Genomic DNA, 19504 nt, shown 5'->3' with positions numbered 1-19504 from the left:
GCTCGAATCGTATCGGCCGGCCAGAACATGCGCACCGCCCCGAACAGGGGGTTCGCGCCCACGTCCGACCCATCGCGTCAAGGCCAGTCGACGGATGCCTCGTACTCGGTGTGCCGCCGCAGATACGCGGCGATGAACGGGCACTCTGGCACGATCGTCTCGCCCTTCGCGACCGCGTCGTCGAGCACGAACTTCGCGAGTCGGCTGCCGAGGCCACGGCCTTCGAATGCGGGCTTCACCACCGTGTGCGTGAAGACGATGGTGTCGGGGCCGGTTCGGAACTGCGCGTACCCGGCCAGCGCCCCGTCGACGGTCAATTCGTACCGCCGGCCGGCATCGTTGCGGACGATGTCGACGGTGTCGTGGGTCGTCGTGTCGTCGGTCACAGCTCGACCAGCTCGATCAGCTCGACCAGCTCGAATGCGCGTGCCATCGCGTCCTCCTGTTGGTGTGCAGATGTCGAGCCCGGACGACTCGACTCCATACCGAAGGTAACGCGGCACGCCGTCCACGATTCCGGCGCGATGTGCGCCGCGAGCGAACGGACCGATGTCCGACGCATCACTGCGCGAAGGCTACGACGTCGGGAGGGTCGTCGGCGTGACCGTCGCGTCGCCACCTCACGCGTTGCTGGTGGCGCGGTTGCTGGACGCGACGCGTCGCGCGTCGCACGCGTGCGCTCGTCCAAGCGGAGCGCCGCTGCCGATGCGGCGCTCGCTCCACTGGGCGCGAGTCGGGACTGCTCGACCCCGACTGGCCGCGTCGGGTGCCGAGGCCTGCGGTGACGGCATGCCGGCGGGCCGCCAAGTCGTGGTGGAGCCCCACCGCGTGCGCATGGCCGGCGGTCGTCGCGACGAGTGCGATGAGCCACGCGAACACGAGCGTGAAGGCGATGATCTCGAACACCGTCAGGTTGAACAGGCCCAGCACGTCGTACGCGAACAATGCGAACAGCTCGAGCCCCAATGCGCCGTACGAGAAGGCGACGAGGGCGCGAGGCATCCTCGCCGCCCAGATCACCATGCTGAGGCAGAGGAACGCGAACGCCCCTGCGGCCGAAGCGGCGAACACGTTGTGCAGCACGGTGTCGCCGTCGATCGGTACCATGCCGACCCCCGCGAGACCGAGCCCGATCAGTACGATGAGCGCGCGCATCGTGACGAGGCGCCCCCGCCGCACGCGGTAGGCGTCGGAGACGAGCGCCCGCGTCAGTCCCCCGGACAGGAGCGCCATGCCCGCGCCCGACACGATGATCGCGATGTTGAAGCAGGCCGCAGCAATGTCGTCGGAGGTGCCGAGCGTGCTGAAGTTCCGGGTCCACCATTCGCCGGTCGGCGTGATGCTCATGCTGGCAAGGCTCCCCGAGGCGAGGAGCATGGCCACGAGGTTGAACGTCCGGTACGCGTCGTGCTCGATGGCGTGACGATGCAGGTGATACGTGCCGACTCCGAGCGAGCCGCCGATGATCGCGGCAACGGCGCGGTGCCCGCCGGGCAGCAGCTCGAAGGCGGCTGCCGTGAAGTGCACCGCGAGCACGCCGATCGTCGCCCAGGCGAGGGCGTTCGACAGCGCCCGTCCGGATGTGCCGAAGTCGGGCAGCCCGAAGCGCGCCATGCCCGCCAGACCTGCTCGTGAGGCGGATGCCACGACGAGCGTCATGCCGACGGCCGCGCCGCCCAGCACCGCCGGCAGCGCCCAGAGCAGCTCGACCGTGACCGTCGCCCCGGCGAGCGCCGATTGCGGTGCGAGGACCCGGAACAGCACGATGGTGACGGCGACCGCGATGAGCGAGGCGTAGACGCGTCGCATCGTGGAGCGCCCGCGTTCGAGCGCGCCCGACGGCCGAACGTGCCCCCCACGGTCGGCGGTACCGGGAACTTTCCTGCTGCGCTGTCGCAGGGAGCCCACCCGGTCCTGCGTTGTCGGGACGAACCCGACGCGCGCACCCCTCATATCCGAACTCTCGATCACGGGAATCAGATGTGAGCCGAGCCTACCCTCTCGCGAGCGCCCGCGTCACCGTGTGACCGATTCGCACGAGCAGATGCGCGGCACAATCTCAGTGCACGCGGTCGAGCGAACGCACGGCGGAAAAACGAAAACGGCCCGCTTTCGCGAGCCGCCACGCCTCTGATGAACAGAGCTACTGTCTCAACCAGTGTGCGCCCGGAGGGATTCGAACCCCCAACCTTCTGATCCGTAGTCAGATGCTCTATCCGTTGAGCTACGGGCGCATGGGATGTCGCCCGCGCTTCATCGGCGATCAGGCAACCACGTAACTCTAACGCACGTGTCTCGATCTCGCCAATCGACGGGCGACGGGTGGCGCGGCCGGAATGACGGGCGGGACGGACGTCTCCTCACCGGTGCGCGAAGGCCGCAGCAGGTCGAGCGCCCGGCGTTGGCGCACGTTCGCCACCTGCCGGTAGGAGGTCTCGATGAGCTCGGCGAGCAGCTGCCAGTCGACATCGGGTGCGTCGAGGTCGGTACCGAGCCAGCGAGCGCGGTCGTAGTACGGCACGCCGAAGAACCGGCCGTCTTCGATGAGCGCGAGATGCTCGTCGGGGTCGGTCTTCACGACGATCGAGAACGGGTTCTCGGCGGTCGCGGCGACATGGACGAAGATCGGCTTCGCCGCGCGGAACGTGGGTCTTCCCCACGCCTCGACCTCGACCACCTCGGGCAGCTCGAAGCAGATGCGGCGCACGCGTTCGATGAGCGGATGCGCCGGATCGACGACCTGCGGATGACCCACGCCGGCCAGCTTACGCAAGCGCGAGGCATCCGTCGCCCAGCCTGCACTCACCCCTTCACCGCACCGCCGAGGCCGGCCGAGCGCAGGAACACCCCCTGGAACACGAGGAACAGCGCGACCGGGATGAGCGACGAGATGGCGAGCGCCGCGAGGAACACGTCGAGCTCGATCGACTGCTGCACCGCGGGCAGCCGCACCGAGAGCGGCTGCACCGCCGGATCGGGCAGCACGAGCATCGGCCAGAGGAAGTCCTTCCACGCGGCGATGATCGCGAACACCGAGACGACGCCGAGGATCGGCTTCGACATCGGAAGCACGATCGACCAGAAGAGGCGGAACGGCCCGGCCCCGTCGGTGCGAGCCGCCTCGAACACCTCGCGCGGCAGTGCGTCGAAGAAGCGCTTCACGAGCAGGATGTTGAACGCGTTCGCCGCCGCCGGCAGCCACACCGCGAGGTAGTTGTTGAGCAGCGAGACGTCGCCGAGGAGCGGCGGGTTCACGATCGTGAGGTAGAGCGGCACGAGCAGCACGACCGCCGGGATGAAGAGCGTCGCGAGGATCGCGCCGTTCAGGATCGGCGCGTACCTCGGCCGCAGCACCGAGAGCGCGTAGCCGGCGGTGGTCGCGATGAGCAGCTGGAAGAACCACGAGCCCGCCGCGATCACGATCGTGTTCCAGAAGAACTGGTCGATGTGCACGTCGTTCCACGCTTGGGGGATGTTGGCCCAGTCGACGCCGTTGGGCCAGAGCGCGAGCGGCTGGCGCAGCGTGTCCTGCGTCGGGGTGATCGCCGACTTCGCGAGCCAGAGCAGCGGCCCGAGGCCGGCCACCACGAGCCCCACGAAGAGGAAGAGGTGCACCCCGCTCATGCCGAGCTTGACGCTCGGCTTCTTGCGGTCGTAGCCGGAGACGATCGCGCGATCGCCGTGGTCGTCTTCACGACGCGCGGCGCGGCGTCGGGCGACGACACCGCGAACGCCCCGTGGCGCCGCGACCTCCTCGAACACCGGGGTCTGCGTGGTGGTCATGAGGTGCTCCAGCGTTCGGTGAGCTTGAAGTACAGCCAGCTGAGGAGGGCGAGCACGATCGCGAGCATGACCGAGAGCGCGGTCGCCTCCCCGTAGTCGCCGCCGAGACTGTTCTGGAAGGCAGAGCGATAGATGAGCAGCAGGATCGTGACCGTCGCGTTGTTCGGCCCTCCGCCCGTGAAGAGGAACGGCTCGAGGAAGACCTGTGCGGTCGCGATGACCTGCAGGATCAGCATGATGAAGAGGATGCCCCGCATCTGCGGCAGCGTGACGTGCCAGATCTTGTTCCAGATCGAGGCGCCGTCGACCTCGGCCGCGTCGTAGAGCTCCGGTGGCACGCTGAGCAGCGCCGCGAGGTAGATGATGATCGCCCCGCCGGCACCGGCCCAGGTCGCCTCGAGCACGAGCGAGGGCATCGCGGTCGCCGACGACTGCAGCCACGGCTGCGGCGGGATGCCGACCCATCCGAGGATCGTGTTGAACAGGCCCGTCGGGCTCGCGTCGTAGAAGACCTTCCAGAGGAGCACCGCCACCACGGGCGGAACGACGACCGGCAGGTACGCGAGCGCGCTGTAGAAACCCTTCGCCCGGCGCACCTCGCTCATGAGCACGGCGACGAGGATCGGCAGCGGGAACCCGAAGACGAGCGCGAGCAGCGCGAAGGAGAGGGTGTTCATGACCGCCGTGCCGAGCAGCGGATCGTTCAGCACGTGTACGAAGTTGTCGAGGCCGACCCACGTCGGCGGGTCGAGGAGGTTCGTCTTCTGGAGGCTCATGATGACCGACTGCACGATCGGCGACCAGCTGAAGATCGTGAAGACGAGGAGCATCGGCGCGAGGAAGGCGAGCGTCGAGAGCCCGCCCCCGCGCACCCAGCTGCGGAGGTTCCTCGGGCGTCTCGGGCTGACGGATGCCACGGCATGGCCGCGCTCGTCGCCCGGCGGTGCCGCGGCGGGCGGCTTCGCGGTGAGGGTCATCGGGTTCCTTCGGGTGGGGCGGATGCCGCAGCGCCACGTGAGGGCGTGCGCTGCGGCATCCGCTGGACTCTGACGGGCCTTACTCGTCGAGCAGGGCCTGCGCGTCGGCGTCGGCCTGCGCGAGGAGCGCGTCGATGTCGGCGTTCTGGTCGGTGAGCACGGCCTGCACGACGACGTCGAGCAGGGCGTAGATCTCCTGCGTCTTGCCCTTCGGCTCGCCCACGGGAGTCTGGTCCCAGACGCCGTCGATGAACGGCGTCATCTGGTCGCGCGGCACGTTGATGTACGGCTCGATCCAGGTCAGCGATTCCTCGTACGTCTCACGGTTCAGCACCGGAAGGAGCGGAGTGCCGACGGCCTGGTCGCTCGCGGCGAGGGTCTCGGCGTCCTTGACGGCGGCATCCTCGTTCAGGAGCTTCTGCATGTAGTACCAGTCGATCCAGGTGACCGCCGCGGCCTTCGTGGTCTCGTCGACCGTGGGGCTCACGACCGCGATGTCACCGCCGCCGAGCGTGCCGCCGCCATTCTCGACGGGCACGACGGTGAGGCCGTAGTCGTCGGGGTTCAGCGAGAAGTCACGCACGAGAGCCGTGTACACGTCGGAGCCCGAGGAGTACATGCCGATGTTGCCGGCCGCGAACTCCTGGTTGATCGTGCCCCAGTCCAGCAGGAAGTTGGACCCGAGCGAGTTGTCCTCCCAGCGCAGGGCCTGGAGGAACTCGAGCGCCGCCTTCGTGGCGTCGTTCGCGATCGTCGACGTGTACGTGCCGTCGCCGTGGTCCTCCTGGATCGAGCCGCCGCGGGCGACCGTGGCCGCCGTGAGCTGCCAGCCGCCGGTGTTGCTCTGCGTCATCTCCATGAAGCCCGCCTTGCCGGTCTGCTCGGAGATCGTCTTCGCGGCCTCGCGCACCTCGTCCCACGTCGCGGGCGGGTTGTCGGGGTCGAGACCGGCCTGCTCGAAGAGCGTGCGGTTGTAGTGCAGGCCCATGGCGTACGCCTGGCGCGGGAAGCCGAAGATGCGGCCGTCGGAGTCGGTCACGCCCTCGAGGATCACGGGGTTGAACTTGTCGGCATAGCCGAGCTCCTTCACCTCGTCGGTGACGTCCATGAGCTGGCCGTTCTCGAGCAGGGTCTTGGAGTCGGTGAAGGGCACGGTGAAGACGTCGGGGAGGCTGCCGCCGGCGAGCTGCACGGCGAACGTCGGGCCTTCCCACTCGTACTCGACGCCGATGACGTCGATGTCGGGGTTGGCCTCCTCGAACTGCGCCTCCTGCTCTTCGAACGCCTCGTAGGCGGCGGCGTCGGCGCCGGGCGGGAACGTCGCGACGCGAAGCTCCGTCTTGCCGCTGTCGCTGCCGCCCGAGCTGCAGGCGGCGAGAGCGCCCACCATCGCGACCGCGGCGAGGCCGGCGATCGCGACTGTTCTTGGTGACTTCATTGTCCAGTCCTTTCGGTGCTGTGTTCAGGTGTGGTGAGGGTGGTGAGGGTGCGTGCAGCGGGCGAGCCCGCGGCCTCGACGGTCAGGCGGATCGGTGGAGCCAGGCCGTGGAGTCGGGAGGGAGCAGCCCGCCGACGAGCGGGGTGCTCGAGAGCAGGATGCTCTCGTGATCGGGCAGTGCGATCGGGCGATCGCCGAGGTTCGTGACGTTCACGATGTCGTCGCCGCGCTGGAACACGAGCGCGTCCGGCTCGCTCTCGAGCCAGGTGAGCGACCCGTCGCCGAGCGCCGCCTCGCGCTTGCGGATGCGCAGCGCCTGCCGGTAGAGCCAGAGCATCGAACCCGGGTCGGCCTGCTGCGCCTGCACGGTGAGCGCCGCCCACTCGGCGGGCTGCGGCAGCCAGGGTGCTGCGGCGTCGCCATCAGGACCTGGTCCGTCGGGGCTGAACCCGAACGGCTCGCGCGTTCCGCGCCACGGCAGCGGCACGCGGCATCCGTCACGGCCCGGGTCGACCCCGCCCGAGCGGAAATGCATCGGATCCTCAAGAACCTCGCGCGGCAGCTCGGCCTCGGGGAGGCCGAGTTCGTCGCCCTGATAGAGGTAGAGCGAGCCGGGCAGCGCCGCCGTGAGCAGCGCCGCGGCGCGCGCCCGGCGAGTGCCGAGCTCGAGGTCGGTCGGCGTGCCGAAGCGCTTGCGCACGAATGCGAACGAGGAGTCCTCGCGGCCGTAGCGCGTCACCGGGCGGGTGACGTCGTGGTTCGAGAGCACCCAGGTGCTCGGGGCGCCCACGGGTGCGTGTGCCGCGAGCATCAGGTCGATCGAGGCACGGAGCTCTGCGGCATCCCACGGCCGTGCCATGAAGTCGAAGTTGAACGCCGTGTGCATCTCGTCGGGGCGGAGGTACGCCGCGAAGCGGGCGGCATCCGGAACCCAGACCTCGCCGACGAGCACGCGGGTTCCCGCGTAGGAGTCGGCGATGCCTCGCCATGCCCGGTACACCTCGTGCACCTCGTCGCGGTCTTCGGTGGGGTGGCCGCCCGGTTCGACGACCTCGGGCACCTCTGGCAGGGCCGGATCCTTGATGAGCAGGCCCGCCGAGTCGATGCGCACGCCGGCGACGCCTCGATCGAACCAGAAGCGCAGGATCTCCTCGTGCTCACGGCGCACGTCGGGGTGGTTCCAGTTCAGGTCGGGCTGCTCGGGGGTGAAGAGGTGGAGGTACCACTCCCCCGGCGTGCCGTCGGGGTTCGTGGTACGGGTCCACGTGTCGCCCTGGAAGTTCGAGACCCAGCCGGTGGGCATCTCGTCGCCGTTCGGCCCCTTGCCCGGGTGGAACCAGAAGCGCTCGCGCTCGGGTGAGCCCGGGCCCGCCGCGAGCGCTGCCCGGAACCAGGCGTGCTCGCTCGAGACGTGGTTCGGGACGATGTCGATGATCGTGCGGATGCCGAGCTCGAGCGCCTCGCTGATGAGCAGTTCGGCGTCTTCGAGCGTGCCGAAGCTCGGGTGGATGTCGCGGTAGTCGCTGACGTCGTAGCCGCCATCGGCGAGCGGGGACGGGTACCACGGGTTGAACCAGAGCGCGTCGACGCCGAGCTCCTTGAGGTAGCCGAGACGGCTGCGCACCCCGCGGAGGTCGCCGGTGCCGTCTCCGTCGGAGTCGGCGAAGCTGCGCACGTACACCTGGTAGATGACGGCGCTGCGCCACCAGAGCGGATCACCGACGAGGGCCGGGGGCACCGTTGCTGGGTCCGCGAGTGGCATGGTCACGCTGCGTTTCTCCTCGTGTCGACGGGCGGCGCGCCGCGTCGGGTGGAGACCGCGGCGTCATGACCCTCAACGTAATGAGAGCAACAGAATGACGCAACTATCCAACAATCCAGCAGTCACTTGCGCTCGCTTGCAGTAATTTGCGACAGCGATTGGCAGATTTCATGCAACTGCGGCGGATCGGTCGTCGTCGTGCTCAGCGTCGGACGGGCGACGTCGAGGCCCGCACCACGAGCTCGGGAGCGAAGAACACCTCGTCGCCGATCGTGCGCTCACTCGACATCTGGCGCATCAGCAACTCGATGATCATCTTGCCCATCGACTCGATCGGCTGGCGCACCGTCGTGAGCGGTGGTTCCGTGCAATTCATCAGGGCCGAGTCGTCGTACCCGATGACCGACACGTCGTCGGGCACGCGGAGCCCGGCCCGGCGAACGGCGCGGATGGCGCCGAGCGCCATCGGGTCGCTCGCGCAGACGATGCCCGTGACGCCCGCCGCGAGGAGCTTGGTCGCCGCCGTCTGGCCCGACTCGAGCGAGTACAGCGAGTGCACGACCCGGTCGTCGCCGAGCTCGAGGCCGTGGCGCTCCGCCATTCGCAGGGCCGCCTCGTGCTTGCGGCGCGACGGCATGTGGTCGCTCGGCCCCAGGAGAATGCCGATGCGCTCATGACCGAGCTGCACGAGGTGACCGAAGGCCTGCTCGACCGAAGCCGCGTCGTCGCACGACACGGTGGCGAAGCCGAGGTCGTCGATCGGTGCGTTCACGAGCACGGTCGGCAGTTTCAGCTCGACCAGCCGGGCGTAGTGATCGTGGTTCACGTCGGCCTGCGCGTAGGCGCCGCCGGCGAAGATCACTCCCGACACCTGCTGGTGCAGGAGCAGCTCGACGTAGTCGGCCTCGGAGATGCCGCCCGCCGTCTGGATGCACAGCACCGGCGTATAGCCGTTCTGGGCGAGCCCGCCGCCGATCGCCTCGGCGAGGGCAGGGAAGATCGGATTCTGCAGCTCGGGCATCACGAGGCCCACGAGCCGCGCCCGTTCGCCCCGCAGCTTGGTGGGCCGCTCGTACCCCAGCACGTCGAGCGCCGTGAGCACCGCGTCGCGCGTCGACGCCGACACCCCGGGCTTGCCGTTCAGCACGCGACTGACGGTCGCCTCGCTGACACCGACCTTGCGCGCGACATCCGCCAGTCTCCTCGACATGCCCGCAATGCTACGGGACTGGGTGCAAGAACTCGACAGCGGACGGACACCGCCTCGAGGCCCGGTGTCAAGGGCTTGCCTGCGCCCGACGACGCGGTCGAATATCGAGATCAGCAGGCGGCCCTGCATCGACAACGACTGAGCCGGAGGCGAGATGACCAAGACCGACGAAGACCGCACCGAAACGCGAACGGCCTTCGGGCGTTGGCTTCATGAGCATGCGCTCTTCCTCGTCTGCATGGCGATCTTCCTCCTCTGCCTGGCCGGCATGGCGGTGAGCGGGTTCCTGGTCTACAACGAGGAACAGTCCTCGCACGCCACCGCTCCCATCCCGTTCGGCGACTACCTCTCGTCGGGGCACTTCATCGAGGCGACCTTCGAGAACTGGGAGTCGGAGTTCCTCCAGATGGGCGCGTACGTCGTACTCACCGTCTTCTTGTTCCAGAAGGGCTCGTCGGAGTCGAAGCCGATCGGCAAGCACACCGAGCAGGACGACGATCCCCGCCACGCGGAGGTCGGGCCCGACACCCCATGGCCGGTGCGTCGGGGCGGCCTCGTGCTCGTGCTCTACGAGAACTCGCTCGCCATCTTCTTCTTCGTGCTGTTCGGGCTCTCGTTCTGGTTCCACGCGGTCGGCGGAGCCGAGGCGTACTCCGAGGAGCAGCTCGAGCACGGGCTGCCGGCGGTCAGCACGATCGAGTTCCTCGGCACCTCGCAGTTCTGGTTCGAGTCGATGCAGAACTGGCAGAGCGAGTTCCTCGCGGTCGCGGCGATCGTCGGGGCATCCGTCTACCTCAGGCAGCGCGGCTCACCCGAATCCAAGCCCGTGGCCACACCGCACCACGAGACCGGCGCCTGAGTTGAGCACTTCTGCCGCACGCGTCAATCCCCTCGCCGCCGCCTCCCGACCGGCCTAGCTTGGGGGAAACGGATGCCCAGGCATTCCGTACTGCACGAAAGGAACACATCATGGGCCACCCGCTCGGGCGAAGCCCCGAGACCCTGACGAATCCCGACGACCAACCCGATGGCGCCGATGCCGGCGCCGACCCGAGCTCCGAGATCGAGGACCTGCGCCGAGCCGAACAGCAGCGGCGCATGCGCGACCTGCCACCGCAGAGCGGTGAGGGAACGGCACTGAGCGATCAGGATGCCGCGATCCGACGCGGTGAGGATCCGCTCGACCAGCACAAGCCGGGGCCGCCGCGGAACGATCCGCTCGACCCGGACGGCCACGTGGACTGACCGGTCAGCCCTTCAAGCCCGTCGACGCGACGCCGTCGATGATCTGACGCTGGGCGAGGAAGAACACGATGATCATCGGAATCGTCGTGATGACGCTCGCCGTGACGATGATCTCCCAGTGCCACTCGCCGCCGAAGCCGAACGCGTCGACGAGCGATTTGAGCCCCCTCGGCACGGTGAACGTGTCGGAGTCGCGCAGGTAGATCAGGGCGCGCATCAGGTCGGTCCACACCGCCTGCACCTCGAACACGAGGGTCACGGCGAGCGCGGGCTTGCAGAGCGGCAGCGCGATGCGCCAGAAGACCCCCCACTGGCTCGCCCCGTCGACCCGCGCGGCCTCGAACAGGTCGCGCGGGAGGGTCATGAAGAACTGGCGGAGCAGGAAGATGTAGAACGCGCTTCCGAAGAGGTTGCCGGCCCAGAGGGGTGTGAGCGTTCCCACCTGGCCGAGCCCGTTCCAGATCAGGAAGACCGGGATCATCGTCACCGCGCCCGGGGCAGCATCATGGTGGCGAGCACGAGGGCGAACAATGCGCTCCGGCCGCGGAACCGGAAGTACGCGAACCCCCACGCGACCATGGCGCTCGAGAGCGTCACGGTGACGGCGGCGAGCACCGTGACGATGACGGTGTTCAGGAGCCACAGTGCGAGCGGCGCCTCCTGCCAGACCTCGACATAGTTGTCGAAGGTGAACGTCTCGGGAATGAGCCGGTTGTCGAACACCTCGCTCCGTGGCTTGAACGACGCGCTCACGAGCCAGATGAAGGGGTAGATGAAGACGACGCCGAGCAGCGCGAGCGCGATCCAGGCGAACACGCGCGTCGCCTTCGCCGGGCGTCGGCGTCCCTTGCGCAGGTCGTCGATGTTCGTCGACGGCACCGCCGTCACCGCCGCGGGCAGTGCCGCATCTCGCCTGGGGGTGGGCGCAGCCACTCCTCCGGCCGGCAGGTCGACGTCGAGGTCGGTCATCGTTCCCCCTCGTAGTAGACGAGCCGGCGCGACACGACCAGCTGAATCGCGGTGACGACCATGATCACGAGGAAGAGCCCCCATGCCAGTGCCGAGGCGTAACCCATGTGCAGGAACTCGAACGCCTGCTGGAACAGGTAGATGACGTAGAACAATGCGGCGTCGTTGCTGTACGTCGTGTTCCCGGCGCCGAAGAACGCGGTGTACGCCTCGTCGAAGGTCTGCAGGCCCGCGATGGTGTTCACGATGATGATGAAGAACAGCGCGGGGCTGATCATCGGCAGCGTCACGCTGACGGCGGTGCGCCAGAAGCCGGCGCCGTCGAGCTTCGCCGACTCGTAGAGCGTCTCTGGCACGTTGCGCAGTGCCGCGAGGAGGATGATGACGGATGCCCCGACCGTCCACAACGACATGATGATGAGTCCCGGCTTCACCCACGCGGGGTCGGTCGTCCACGAGGGGCCGTCGATGCCGAACCAGCCGAGCACCATGTTGATGAGTCCGTTCTGCCCGTTGAAGAGGAGGAGGAAGAGCACGCCCACGGCGACCGGTGGCGTCATCTTCGGCAGGAAGAAGACGGTGCGGAAGAACCCGGAGGCGCGCCCCGCCCGATCGAGCAGGAGCGCCAGGACGAGCGACACGATGACGTAGAGCGGCACCTGGACGAACGTGAAGAACGCCGTGTTGCCGAGCGCGAGGAGCACCTTCGGGTCGGACGCCATCTCGGCGTAGTTCGCGAAGCCGACGAACTCGGGATCGTTGATCACGTCGTAGTCGGTGAGCGAGAGGTAGGCGCTGTAGATCATCGGCCATGCCGTGAACACCACGAAGCCGACGATCCATGGACTGAGGAAGAGGAGCGCGGAGCCCAGGTTGCGCCGGCTGGCTCGCTTTCGGTTCCGTTCCCGCTCCTGCGGGGCGATGAAGCGCTCATGCTGCGCTCCACCGCCCGCACGGACGGCGGTGCTCGTCATTCCTCGCGGCTCTCGAGCTTCTCCCAGCCCTCGTCGAGGGCCTGCTGGGCGGTCTCCTGGGCCTCGGCGAGCGCCTCCTCGGGCGTCGCCTCCCCGTTCAGCACGCTGTTCACGGCATCCTGCATCGCCTGCTCGAACTCGGCGTCGGCGGGGTTCGCGGGAAGCGAGACCGTGTTGTCGTTGGCCTCGTACATCGCCTCGATGCCGGAGTCCCAGGGTTCACCGCCAGAGGTCACCATGCCGCGGATCTCCTCATCGGCGACGGAGTTGCCGGTGAGGATGCCGGTGAAGGGCTTCCCCTCCTCCTCGCGGACGGCCAGCCGGGCGTCGGCGGCGGCCTGCCAGGCCTCGACCGAGGTCATCGCCCTCGCCCACCGGCACGCGGCCTCGGAGTTCTCGGTCCCCGACGGGATCGCCCACGCCGAACCGCCGGCGAAGGCGATCGGCTCGCCCTCCGTGGTGCGCACGGTGTCGAACGCCATCGGGGCGTCGGGCGAGACCTCGTTGAGCACATTGATGTACCACTGCTCCATCGGCATGGCCCCGAGCGTGCTCGTGGCGAACTGGTTGCCCTCGCCGAAGAAGTCGGCGGAGTCGCGGAACGCCTTCACCGCGCTGAAGCCGCCCTGGTCGTCGTAGATGCCGACCGCCCAGGTGAGTGCGTCGATGGCCTCCTGGGAATCGAGCGCCGCCGTGCGTCCGTCTTCGGACAGGATGGATCCGCCCGCCGCAGCCACCCACAGCGGGAGGAACTCCGGCAGCTTGGAATCGACGCCGATGACCGAGAGCGAGCCCCCATCGCTCTTCGTGAGTGCGAGGTTGGCCTGGGTCATGGCCTCGCGGTCGGAACCGTTGACGTCCTCGATCGACACGCCGGCGGCGGCGAGGAGGTCGGCGTTGGCCATCGTGACCTGCACCTGGTTGAACTCCGGGATGCCGTAGACCTGGCCGTCGAGCGTCACCTGCTCGACGGCCGACTCCCGGAACTGGTCCATGTCGATCTCCTCGCCCTCGATGCAACGTTCGAGCGGGATGATCGCGCCGCGAGCGGCGAGCGATCCGATCTGGTCGCGATCGGCATAGAGCAGCTCCGGCGGCTCACCGGATGCCACGGCTGAGAGGAACTGCTGGATGTCGAGGTCGCCCTCGATGAGCTCGACCTCGACATCGCCGAGCTCGGCCTCCGCGAACTCGACGCGCGACGTGGCCACCTCATCGACGCCCGAGAAGCCCATGACCGACAGCTCACCGCCGAGCTCGGCTCCGGAATCGTACTCGGCATCGTCGGCCGCTCCGCCGCCGCCGGTGCCCACGGCGCACCCGCCGAGCGCGATCGCGACGACTGCGGCACCCGCGCAGGTGATGCCCCATCGGAGTCGGTACATGGTCGAACCTCCATCTCGATCGACCCGGCTCGTGACCGGATGACACGGTCACGGTAAGTCGCTCGACGCACCACCAGATAGGGCTTGACAGAAGCGCTTCTCCCGGCGAGTCGGCCCGACGCGCCGGTTCACGGCTTGAGTACGACCTTGATGCAGCCGGCCGACTTCTGCTTGAACAGCTCGTACATCTCCGGTGCACGGGCGAGCGGCACGCGGTGCGTGGCGAGGTCCTCGAGCCCGAGCGGGTCGCCGGGCGCCTCGGCGAGCGGCAGGAGGTCGGGGAGCCAGTGCTGCACGTTCGCCTGGCCGAACCGCATCGCGAGTTGCTTGTCGAAGATCGTCATCATCGGCATCGGGTCGAGGTTGCCGGCGTAGACGCCGACGACCGACACGGTGCCACCACGGCGCACGACCTCGACGGCGAGGTGCAGGGCGGCGAGACGGTCGACGCCGGCACGCGTCATGACCTGCTTGGCGAGTCCGCTCGGCAGCGCACCGACGGCGTTCTGCGCGAACGCGGTGCCCGGATTGCCGTGGGCCTCGAGCCCGACGGCGTCGATCGCCGCGTCGGCGCCGCGTCCGTTCGTGGCATCGCGGATCAACTCGGCGACACCGTCGTCCAGATCGAACGTGGTCGCCCCGTACCGCTCGGCCATGAGGCGGCGCTCGACGACGGGGTCGACCGCGAACACGGCCACGCCCTCGTGGCGGGCGACGCGGACGACCATCTGCCCGACCGGGCCGAGGCCGATCACCGCCATGGTGCCTCCCGGGCTGACGTTCGCGTAGCGCACGGCCTGCCAGGCCGTCGGCAGCACGTCGGTGAGGAAGAGGTAGCGCTCGTCCGGCAGGTCACGGCCGACGACGAGCGCATTGGCGTCGGCGAGTCGCACCCGCAGGTACTCCGCCTGCCCGCCCGGGACCCGGCCGTACAACTCGGTGTAGCCGTAGAGGGCCGCTCCCGTGCGGTGCTCGGTGTTCTGGGTGAGCTCGCATTGCGTGCTCAGCCCCCTCGCACACATGTAGCAGGTGCCGCAGGCGATGACGAAGGGAACGATGACCCGGTCGTCGACCGCGACCTTCCGCACGGCGGAGCCGACTGATTCCACCACTCCCATCGCCTCATGGCCGAGGATGTCGCCGCGGTGCATGAACGGGCCGAACACGTCGTAGAGATGGAGGTCCGAGCCGCAGATCGCGGTCGCGGTGACCCTGATCAGGGCGTCGGTGGGTTCGATCAGGACGGGGTCAGGGACGTCGTCGACGGCGACGGAACGCGCCGAGTGCCAGGTGACTGCTCTCATGGTCTGTTCCTACTCGCGCGGCCCTCCCGCAGGCAGGGGCTTGACACCCCCGGACGCGTGGAACACGCCATGCGCGAGCGGCGTCCTGCCGACTAGAGTGCCGACATGGGCAAGTTCATCTACAACTCGTCATCGCGTGAGATCGAGATCGACGATCGCACGCTTGCCCACCTGCGAGTCGCGATCCTCAACAAGCTGCGCCGGTCCGAGAGCTTCGCCATGACGTGGGAGCACGGCGTCGAGAACGGCAGCGGACGCACGACCATCTGGTTGCACGAGTCGATCCCCCTGCAGTTCGTGTTCAGCGGCAACCGACCGCCCGCGCTCAACCGCCTCTGGGTCGAGCAGATGCTGCTCGCGGCCAACAGCACCGCCGGGCTCCACTTCATGCCCGAGCCCGAGCAGACCGAGCCGTTCGAGGCCGAGTAGCCCCGCCGCGCGACTCAGTCGACCGCCTCGATCTGCGTGCGGATGAAGTCCCGCGCGGCCCGGGTGAGGCGCTCCGGCGGCGCGGTGCCATGCACCGCCTCGATCTCCGCCGCGGTGTCGTCGTCGATCGGTCCGTCGAGATCGGCGAGCAACCGGTGCTTCGACGCGATCGACAGATGCGGCCACCAGCGCTCGACGCTCATGGTGTCGCTGGCTCGTTCCTCGTTGGCACTCATGGCCGACTCCTTACCCTCGTCATCCCCACCTCCCGTCTAGCAGCCGTCACCCGGGGAGACAAGCCCCTCGCGGCACGGTGACCATGCTGCCTACCGTGGCTGACGGGGCCCCGATCGGCTGCCCCGGACAGGAGGAGACCATCATGAGCACGACAGTGACCGCGTCGACCGATGTGGATGTGCCCGTCCGTGTCGCCTACAACCAGTGGACCCAGTTCGAGTCGTTCCCCGAGTTCCTCGGCGGCGTCGACTCGGTTGAGCAGATCGGCGACACGTTGACGCACTGGACCGTCTCGATCGCCGGAGTCAAGCGCGAGTTCGACGCCGAGATCGGCGACCAGGTGCCCGACGACCACGTGGCATGGCGCAGCATCGGCGAGGTCGTCCACCACGGCCGCGTCCGCTTCACGCCGCTGAGTCCCGACTCCACGCGCATCGACCTCGAGATCGAATGGGAGCCCGAGGGATTCGTCGAGCAGGCTGGTGCCGCGCTGCAGCTCGACGACATGCAGGTGAAGAAGGACCTGGCGCGATTCAAGGACTTCATCGAGGACCGCGAACGCTCGAGCGGCGCATGGCGCGGTGAGATCCACGGCGGCGAAACCACGTCCGGCACCGACCCCGACCTGCGGATCTAAGCAGCGTTCAGCGAAGTCGAGCGCAGGCCGCCTAGGCGGTCTGCGCGTTCTTCGCGGCGTCGACCTCTTGCACATCGACGCCGACCTGTACCGGCTGCTCGGGGAGCGTCGGGATCGGGTCGGTGTCGAGCTGCTCGGGAATGAGCTGGATTCCGCCCGTGCTGTTCGCCGACCTCATGAGGTCTTCGATCCACTGCCGGCTGAGCTCGGGGGCCTCGGGCTCGTCGAAGACGAAACGAAGGGGGATCGATGCGTGCAGCCAGAGCGTGCTGCGCCCGCGGGGCTGGTCTTCGGCGTGGCGCCACGAGAGCGTGAAGCTCTCTCCTCGGCGCAGTTTCGTTGTGATGGCGATCTTCAGGTGCGCGAGCGCTCGGTCCTCGATGCCGATCGGGGTGCCGGAATCGCCGTAATACAGGGTTCCCACGCCACTCAGCATACGGCGTGTCGGTCGAGGTGGCCCATTCCGAGGACGAACGGCGACCCGGCATCCGATCAGTCGGTCCCCGCAGCAGGCTGGACATACGGAACGGGCGGCCCGAAGGCCGCCCGTTCCGCTGCTTCGCTGATCAGACGGTTCGGTTCCCGCCGAGGTAACGAACGAGGAACACGATGACCGCGATGATCGCCAGTGCGAGCCCCACCCACAGCAGGAAGTTCAACGTGGGCACGACTCCACCCGTGATGAGCAGCACAACGGCGGCGATGGCGATGATGGCGACGAGGATGTTCATGATCTCTCCTTCACATGTTCCGCGCTCGTGAGTGTGAGGCGGATAGACGGTTCCGGCCGTTCGGCCGAACCTGGAGGCGTGGTGCGCCTCGTGACATCGACGTTACGGCCGCGCTGAGCCGCGCGGCTAGGGGTTGACCGCCGTTCTCGGCGCGTGCTACCCGCCGAACCGCGAATCCGCGCCGATCGAGAGGCATCCGGAGGCCCCTGTCAACCCCTGCCATGGCCGCCGGGCCCCGCGTACCGTGGCTCGCGATCCGAGGAGGCGTCATGACCAACGATCAGTTGATCGATCCGACAACCAAGCACACCACCGACCCGTTCCCTCGACAAGAACAGCAACCGCCGGGTCTCACCGAACGGATGTCGCCACTGCCCGACCACGGCGAGCAGAGCTATCGCGGGAGCCGACGCCTCGAGGGACGCAGGGCACTCATCACGGGCGGCGACTCCGGCATCGGCCGTGCCGTCGCGATCGCCTTCGCGCGCGAGGGCGCGCAGGTCGCGATCGCCTTCCTGCCGAGCGAGCAGGCCGACGCCGACGAGACGGCGCACTGGATCCGGGATGCCGGAGCCGATCCGCTGCTGCTGCCGGGCGACCTGCGCGACGAGGCGCACTGCAAGGAACTCGTGGAGCACACCGACCAGGCCTTCGGCGGCGTCGACCTGCTCGTGCTGAACGCGGCGCACCAGCGCAACCGCAGCGGCATCGACGAGATCCCGACCGACGACTTCGAGGCCGTGATGCGAGTGAACCTCTTCGCGCCGGTCTTCCTCGCGCGCGCAGCGGTGCCCCTGATGGAGGCGGGCTCCAGCATCATCACGACGACGTCGATCCAGGGATTCGACCCGTCGTCGACACTCGTCGACTACGCGATGACGAAGGCCGCGCTCGTCGCGTTCACCAAGGCGCTCGCCGAAGAGCTCGGGCCACGGGGCATCCGGGTCAATGCGGTCGCTCCAGGTCCGATCTGGACGCCGCTCATCCCGGCTACGGGCTGGCCCGACAAGCTGCCCGAGTTCGGTCGCAACACCCCGCTCGGCCGGGCGGGACAGCCCGCCGAGCTCGCGGGCGCCTACGTGTACCTCGCGTCCGACGACGCGTCGTACGTGTCTGGCGCGGTGCTGCCGGTCACCGGCGGCCGCGCCCTGTAAGGAAAGGAACACACCATGCCGGGACGCAAGAACTCGTCGCTGAAGGATCCGAAGCTCTACGAGGAGCTCCGCGATGACGGAGCGTCGAAGGAGAAGGCCGCTCGCATCTCGAACGCCGCAGCCAAGCAGGGCCGGAGCGCCGTCGGCCGCAAGGGCGGCAAGCACGGCGACTACGACGACTGGACCGTCGACGCACTGAAGAAGCGCGCGAAGGAGCTCGGCATCACCGGGTACAGCGGGAAGCGCAAGTCCGAACTCATCTCGGCCCTCCGCAACCACTGACCCCGGATGCCGCGCCTCAAACGGGTCGAGCCCTACGTCTCACCCGGATTCGCACGGGTGAGACGGGGGCGCGGTTTCGCGTACGTGCACAGCGACGGCGGTGTCGCCGGCCGCGCCGAGCGCGCCCGCATCGCCGACCTCGCGATCCCACCGGCGTGGGAGGACGTCTGGATCGCGGATGCCGCGAACGCGCACATCCTCGCCGTCGGCGTCGACGCGGCCGGCCGTCGCCAGTACCTGTACCACCCGGCGTGGCGCGAGCGCCAGGACGCAGAGAAGTTCCTCCGCATGACCGCGCTCGCCGCGTCGCTCCCGCTCGCCCGCCGAACGGTGCGACGCGACCTCGCGCTCGACGAGCTGCCTCGAGAGCGCGTGCTCGCGGCCGCGTTCCGCACGCTCGACCTCGGCGCGATCCGCATCGGCTCAGAGGAGTCCCTCGCGGGCTTCCGGAGCCGCGGCCTCACGACGCTGCTCGTGCGCAATGCCTCGCTCGACGACGCCGAGACGGTTCGGCTGCGATTCCGCGCGAAGGGTGGCATCACCCAGGACCTGCGAGTCTCGGATGCCGCGCTCGCGGCGTTCGTCGGGCGTGCAGCTCAGCGTTCGGCCGCTGCACGGCTCTTCGCCTGGTCGGCGGGGCGAGCGATGCGCGCGGTCGGGCCGGTCGATGTGAACGAGGACATCCGGGCGAGAACCGGTGGCGACTTCACGGCGAAGGACTTCCGCACACTGCGGGGCACGATCGTGGCGGCCGACCATTTGGCCGCGCTCGGAGTGGAGACGACCGCCCGCGCGCGGTCCCGCGCCGTCCGCGAGGCGATCGAGGAGGCCGCACGGGTGCTCGGCAACACGCCGGCGATCGCTCGCGGCAGCTACGTCGATCCTCGGGTGATCGAGGCCTACGAGGCGGGACGAGTCGTCTCGCGCCTGGGCAACCGCGAGGCCAGCCTGCTCGACCTGCTCACCGGCGACGCGGATTCCTGAGGG

22 protein-coding genes, 1 tRNA gene and 1 pseudogene are annotated in these 19504 nt (G+C 68.6%); 7 read left to right on the top strand and 17 right to left on the bottom strand.

Annotated features, from left to right (window positions below; translation table 11 throughout):
- Nucleotides 1-77: 77 nt before the first annotated feature.
- The 10 genes from QFZ26_RS10580 to QFZ26_RS10535 all read right to left on the bottom strand — a co-directional run bounded on the left by QFZ26_RS10580 (nt 78) and on the right by QFZ26_RS10535 (nt 9170).
- Nucleotides 78-386 carry a GNAT family N-acetyltransferase gene (locus QFZ26_RS10580; RefSeq protein ID WP_307041871.1) on the bottom strand — a complete coding sequence of 103 codons (309 nt, stop codon included), beginning with the start codon at nt 384-386 and terminating at the stop codon, nt 78-80.
- A complete protein-coding gene (locus QFZ26_RS10575; RefSeq protein ID WP_307041870.1) occupies nt 383-565 on the bottom strand; it encodes a hypothetical protein in 183 nt (60 codons plus the stop codon). The genes QFZ26_RS10580 and QFZ26_RS10575 overlap by 4 nt, the downstream gene beginning before the upstream one ends.
- Entirely contained in the window at nt 562-1809 is a 1248-nt protein-coding gene (locus tag QFZ26_RS10570; protein ID WP_307041868.1) for a hypothetical protein, read from the bottom strand. Before QFZ26_RS10570 ends, QFZ26_RS10575 begins: the two co-directional genes overlap by 4 nt.
- Before the next feature lie 352 nt (nt 1810-2161).
- Nucleotides 2162-2234: transfer RNA gene (locus QFZ26_RS10565), tRNA-Arg, on the bottom strand.
- Nucleotides 2235-2281: 47 nt separating this feature from the next.
- Nucleotides 2282-2755 carry an MmcQ/YjbR family DNA-binding protein gene (locus tag QFZ26_RS10560; protein ID WP_307041866.1) on the bottom strand — a complete coding sequence of 158 codons (474 nt, stop codon included), beginning with the start codon at nt 2753-2755 and terminating at the stop codon, nt 2282-2284.
- A 47-nt stretch (nt 2756-2802) separates the two neighbouring features.
- Nucleotides 2803-3783: a carbohydrate ABC transporter permease gene (locus QFZ26_RS10555; RefSeq protein ID WP_307041864.1), complete on the bottom strand. Its 981-nt coding sequence runs from the start codon at nt 3781-3783 to the stop codon at nt 2803-2805.
- A complete protein-coding gene (locus QFZ26_RS10550; RefSeq protein ID WP_307041862.1) occupies nt 3780-4760 on the bottom strand; it encodes a carbohydrate ABC transporter permease in 981 nt (326 codons plus the stop codon). Before QFZ26_RS10550 ends, QFZ26_RS10555 begins: the two co-directional genes overlap by 4 nt.
- Nucleotides 4761-4839: 79 nt before the next feature.
- On the bottom strand, nt 4840-6198 hold the full coding sequence (locus QFZ26_RS10545; protein WP_307041860.1) for an ABC transporter substrate-binding protein: 1359 nt from the start codon (nt 6196-6198) through the stop codon (nt 4840-4842).
- An 82-nt stretch (nt 6199-6280) separates the two neighbouring features.
- A complete protein-coding gene (locus QFZ26_RS10540) occupies nt 6281-7960 on the bottom strand; it encodes a glycoside hydrolase family 13 protein (RefSeq protein WP_307045039.1) in 1680 nt (559 codons plus the stop codon).
- Between the two features lie 202 nt (nt 7961-8162).
- Nucleotides 8163-9170, bottom strand: a complete 1008-nt coding sequence (locus QFZ26_RS10535) for a LacI family DNA-binding transcriptional regulator (protein ID WP_307041858.1) — start codon at nt 9168-9170, stop codon at nt 8163-8165.
- Nucleotides 9171-9324: 154 nt separating this feature from the next.
- Here QFZ26_RS10535 and QFZ26_RS10530 point away from each other — a divergent pair, with 154 nt between their 5' ends.
- Nucleotides 9325-10029: a DUF6766 family protein gene (locus tag QFZ26_RS10530; protein ID WP_307041855.1), complete on the top strand. Its 705-nt coding sequence runs from the start codon at nt 9325-9327 to the stop codon at nt 10027-10029.
- A 110-nt stretch (nt 10030-10139) separates the two neighbouring features.
- Complete coding sequence (locus QFZ26_RS10525; protein ID WP_307041853.1) at nt 10140-10415, top strand: hypothetical protein; 276 nt, start codon at nt 10140-10142, stop codon at nt 10413-10415.
- Between the two features lie 4 nt (nt 10416-10419).
- Here the strand turns inward: QFZ26_RS10525 and QFZ26_RS18880 are convergent.
- The 4 genes and pseudogenes from QFZ26_RS18880 to QFZ26_RS10500 all read right to left on the bottom strand — a co-directional run bounded on the left by QFZ26_RS18880 (nt 10420) and on the right by QFZ26_RS10500 (nt 15047).
- Nucleotides 10420-11384, bottom strand: a pseudogene (locus QFZ26_RS18880) (carbohydrate ABC transporter permease).
- Entirely contained in the window at nt 11381-12358 is a 978-nt protein-coding gene (locus tag QFZ26_RS10510) for a carbohydrate ABC transporter permease (protein WP_307041849.1), read from the bottom strand. The pseudogene QFZ26_RS18880 and the gene QFZ26_RS10510 overlap by 4 nt, the downstream one beginning before the upstream one ends.
- Nucleotides 12355-13743, bottom strand: a complete 1389-nt coding sequence (locus QFZ26_RS10505) for an extracellular solute-binding protein (protein WP_307041847.1) — start codon at nt 13741-13743, stop codon at nt 12355-12357. The genes QFZ26_RS10510 and QFZ26_RS10505 overlap by 4 nt, the downstream gene beginning before the upstream one ends.
- Before the next feature lie 128 nt (nt 13744-13871).
- A complete protein-coding gene (locus QFZ26_RS10500) occupies nt 13872-15047 on the bottom strand; it encodes an alcohol dehydrogenase catalytic domain-containing protein (protein ID WP_307041845.1) in 1176 nt (391 codons plus the stop codon).
- Between the two features lie 105 nt (nt 15048-15152).
- Here QFZ26_RS10500 and QFZ26_RS10495 point away from each other — a divergent pair, with 105 nt between their 5' ends.
- On the top strand, nt 15153-15476 hold the full coding sequence (locus QFZ26_RS10495) for a DUF7882 family protein (RefSeq protein WP_307041843.1): 324 nt from the start codon (nt 15153-15155) through the stop codon (nt 15474-15476).
- Between the two features lie 14 nt (nt 15477-15490).
- On the opposite strand, the gene QFZ26_RS10490 is transcribed toward QFZ26_RS10495, so the two are convergent.
- Nucleotides 15491-15679, bottom strand: coding sequence for a hypothetical protein (locus QFZ26_RS10490; protein WP_307041841.1), 189 nt, complete (start codon nt 15677-15679; stop codon nt 15491-15493).
- A gap of 176 nt (nt 15680-15855) precedes the next feature.
- Between QFZ26_RS10490 and QFZ26_RS10485 the strand changes: the two genes are divergently transcribed.
- The gene (locus QFZ26_RS10485) at nt 15856-16350 is read left to right on the top strand and encodes an SRPBCC family protein (protein WP_307041839.1); all 495 of its coding nucleotides are present in this window, start codon (nt 15856-15858) and stop codon (nt 16348-16350) included.
- Between the two features lie 31 nt (nt 16351-16381).
- On the opposite strand, the gene QFZ26_RS10480 is transcribed toward QFZ26_RS10485, so the two are convergent.
- Nucleotides 16382-16774, bottom strand: coding sequence for a DUF7882 family protein (locus tag QFZ26_RS10480; RefSeq protein WP_307041838.1), 393 nt, complete (start codon nt 16772-16774; stop codon nt 16382-16384).
- Between the two features lie 142 nt (nt 16775-16916).
- The gene (locus QFZ26_RS10475) at nt 16917-17081 is read right to left on the bottom strand and encodes a hypothetical protein (protein WP_307041837.1); all 165 of its coding nucleotides are present in this window, start codon (nt 17079-17081) and stop codon (nt 16917-16919) included.
- Between the two features lie 269 nt (nt 17082-17350).
- Here QFZ26_RS10475 and QFZ26_RS10470 point away from each other — a divergent pair, with 269 nt between their 5' ends.
- Genes QFZ26_RS10470 through QFZ26_RS10460 form a run of 3 tightly spaced genes read left to right on the top strand, consistent with a single transcriptional unit; the run spans nt 17351 to nt 19501 of the window.
- Nucleotides 17351-18235: an SDR family oxidoreductase gene (locus QFZ26_RS10470; RefSeq protein WP_307041835.1), complete on the top strand. Its 885-nt coding sequence runs from the start codon at nt 17351-17353 to the stop codon at nt 18233-18235.
- A gap of 15 nt (nt 18236-18250) precedes the next feature.
- The gene (locus tag QFZ26_RS10465) at nt 18251-18517 is read left to right on the top strand and encodes a DUF7218 family protein (RefSeq protein ID WP_307041833.1); all 267 of its coding nucleotides are present in this window, start codon (nt 18251-18253) and stop codon (nt 18515-18517) included.
- A gap of 6 nt (nt 18518-18523) precedes the next feature.
- Nucleotides 18524-19501 (top strand): DNA topoisomerase IB, encoded by a 978-nt coding sequence (locus QFZ26_RS10460; RefSeq protein ID WP_307041831.1) that lies wholly within the window; start codon nt 18524-18526, stop codon nt 19499-19501.
- The last annotated feature ends 3 nt before the right edge of the window (nt 19502-19504 follow it).

Source organism: Agromyces ramosus (genome assembly GCF_030817175.1).
Taxonomy (GTDB): Bacteria; Actinomycetota; Actinomycetes; order Actinomycetales; family Microbacteriaceae; genus Agromyces; species Agromyces ramosus_A.
The sequence above is the reverse complement of the archived record's forward strand: the minus strand, read 5'-3'. Positions and strand labels throughout refer to the sequence as shown.

Excerpts from the sequence above, each read along its gene's own strand:
- QFZ26_RS10570 (WP_307041868.1), bottom strand. The coding sequence starts at position 1,809 with ATGCGACGCGTCTACGCCTCGCTCATCGCGGTCGCCGTCACCATCGTG.
- QFZ26_RS10555 (WP_307041864.1), bottom strand. The coding sequence starts at position 3,783 with ATGACCACCACGCAGACCCCGGTGTTCGAGGAGGTCGCGGCGCCACGG.
- QFZ26_RS10550 (WP_307041862.1), bottom strand. The coding sequence starts at position 4,760 with ATGACCCTCACCGCGAAGCCGCCCGCCGCGGCACCGCCGGGCGACGAG.
- QFZ26_RS10545 (WP_307041860.1), bottom strand. The coding sequence starts at position 6,198 with ATGAAGTCACCAAGAACAGTCGCGATCGCCGGCCTCGCCGCGGTCGCG.
- QFZ26_RS10540 (WP_307045039.1), bottom strand. The coding sequence starts at position 7,960 with ATGCCACTCGCGGACCCAGCAACGGTGCCCCCGGCCCTCGTCGGTGAT.
- QFZ26_RS10535 (WP_307041858.1), bottom strand. The coding sequence starts at position 9,170 with ATGTCGAGGAGACTGGCGGATGTCGCGCGCAAGGTCGGTGTCAGCGAG.
- QFZ26_RS10530 (WP_307041855.1), top strand. The coding sequence starts at position 9,325 with ATGACCAAGACCGACGAAGACCGCACCGAAACGCGAACGGCCTTCGGG.
- QFZ26_RS10525 (WP_307041853.1), top strand. The coding sequence starts at position 10,140 with ATGGGCCACCCGCTCGGGCGAAGCCCCGAGACCCTGACGAATCCCGAC.
- QFZ26_RS10510 (WP_307041849.1), bottom strand. The coding sequence starts at position 12,358 with ATGACGAGCACCGCCGTCCGTGCGGGCGGTGGAGCGCAGCATGAGCGC.
- QFZ26_RS10505 (WP_307041847.1), bottom strand. The coding sequence starts at position 13,743 with ATGTACCGACTCCGATGGGGCATCACCTGCGCGGGTGCCGCAGTCGTC.
- QFZ26_RS10500 (WP_307041845.1), bottom strand. The coding sequence starts at position 15,047 with ATGAGAGCAGTCACCTGGCACTCGGCGCGTTCCGTCGCCGTCGACGAC.
- QFZ26_RS10495 (WP_307041843.1), top strand. The coding sequence starts at position 15,153 with ATGGGCAAGTTCATCTACAACTCGTCATCGCGTGAGATCGAGATCGAC.
- QFZ26_RS10490 (WP_307041841.1), bottom strand. The coding sequence starts at position 15,679 with ATGAGCGTCGAGCGCTGGTGGCCGCATCTGTCGATCGCGTCGAAGCAC.
- QFZ26_RS10485 (WP_307041839.1), top strand. The coding sequence starts at position 15,856 with ATGAGCACGACAGTGACCGCGTCGACCGATGTGGATGTGCCCGTCCGT.
- QFZ26_RS10475 (WP_307041837.1), bottom strand. The coding sequence starts at position 17,081 with ATGAACATCCTCGTCGCCATCATCGCCATCGCCGCCGTTGTGCTGCTC.
- QFZ26_RS10470 (WP_307041835.1), top strand. The coding sequence starts at position 17,351 with ATGACCAACGATCAGTTGATCGATCCGACAACCAAGCACACCACCGAC.
- QFZ26_RS10465 (WP_307041833.1), top strand. The coding sequence starts at position 18,251 with ATGCCGGGACGCAAGAACTCGTCGCTGAAGGATCCGAAGCTCTACGAG.
- QFZ26_RS10460 (WP_307041831.1), top strand. The coding sequence starts at position 18,524 with ATGCCGCGCCTCAAACGGGTCGAGCCCTACGTCTCACCCGGATTCGCA.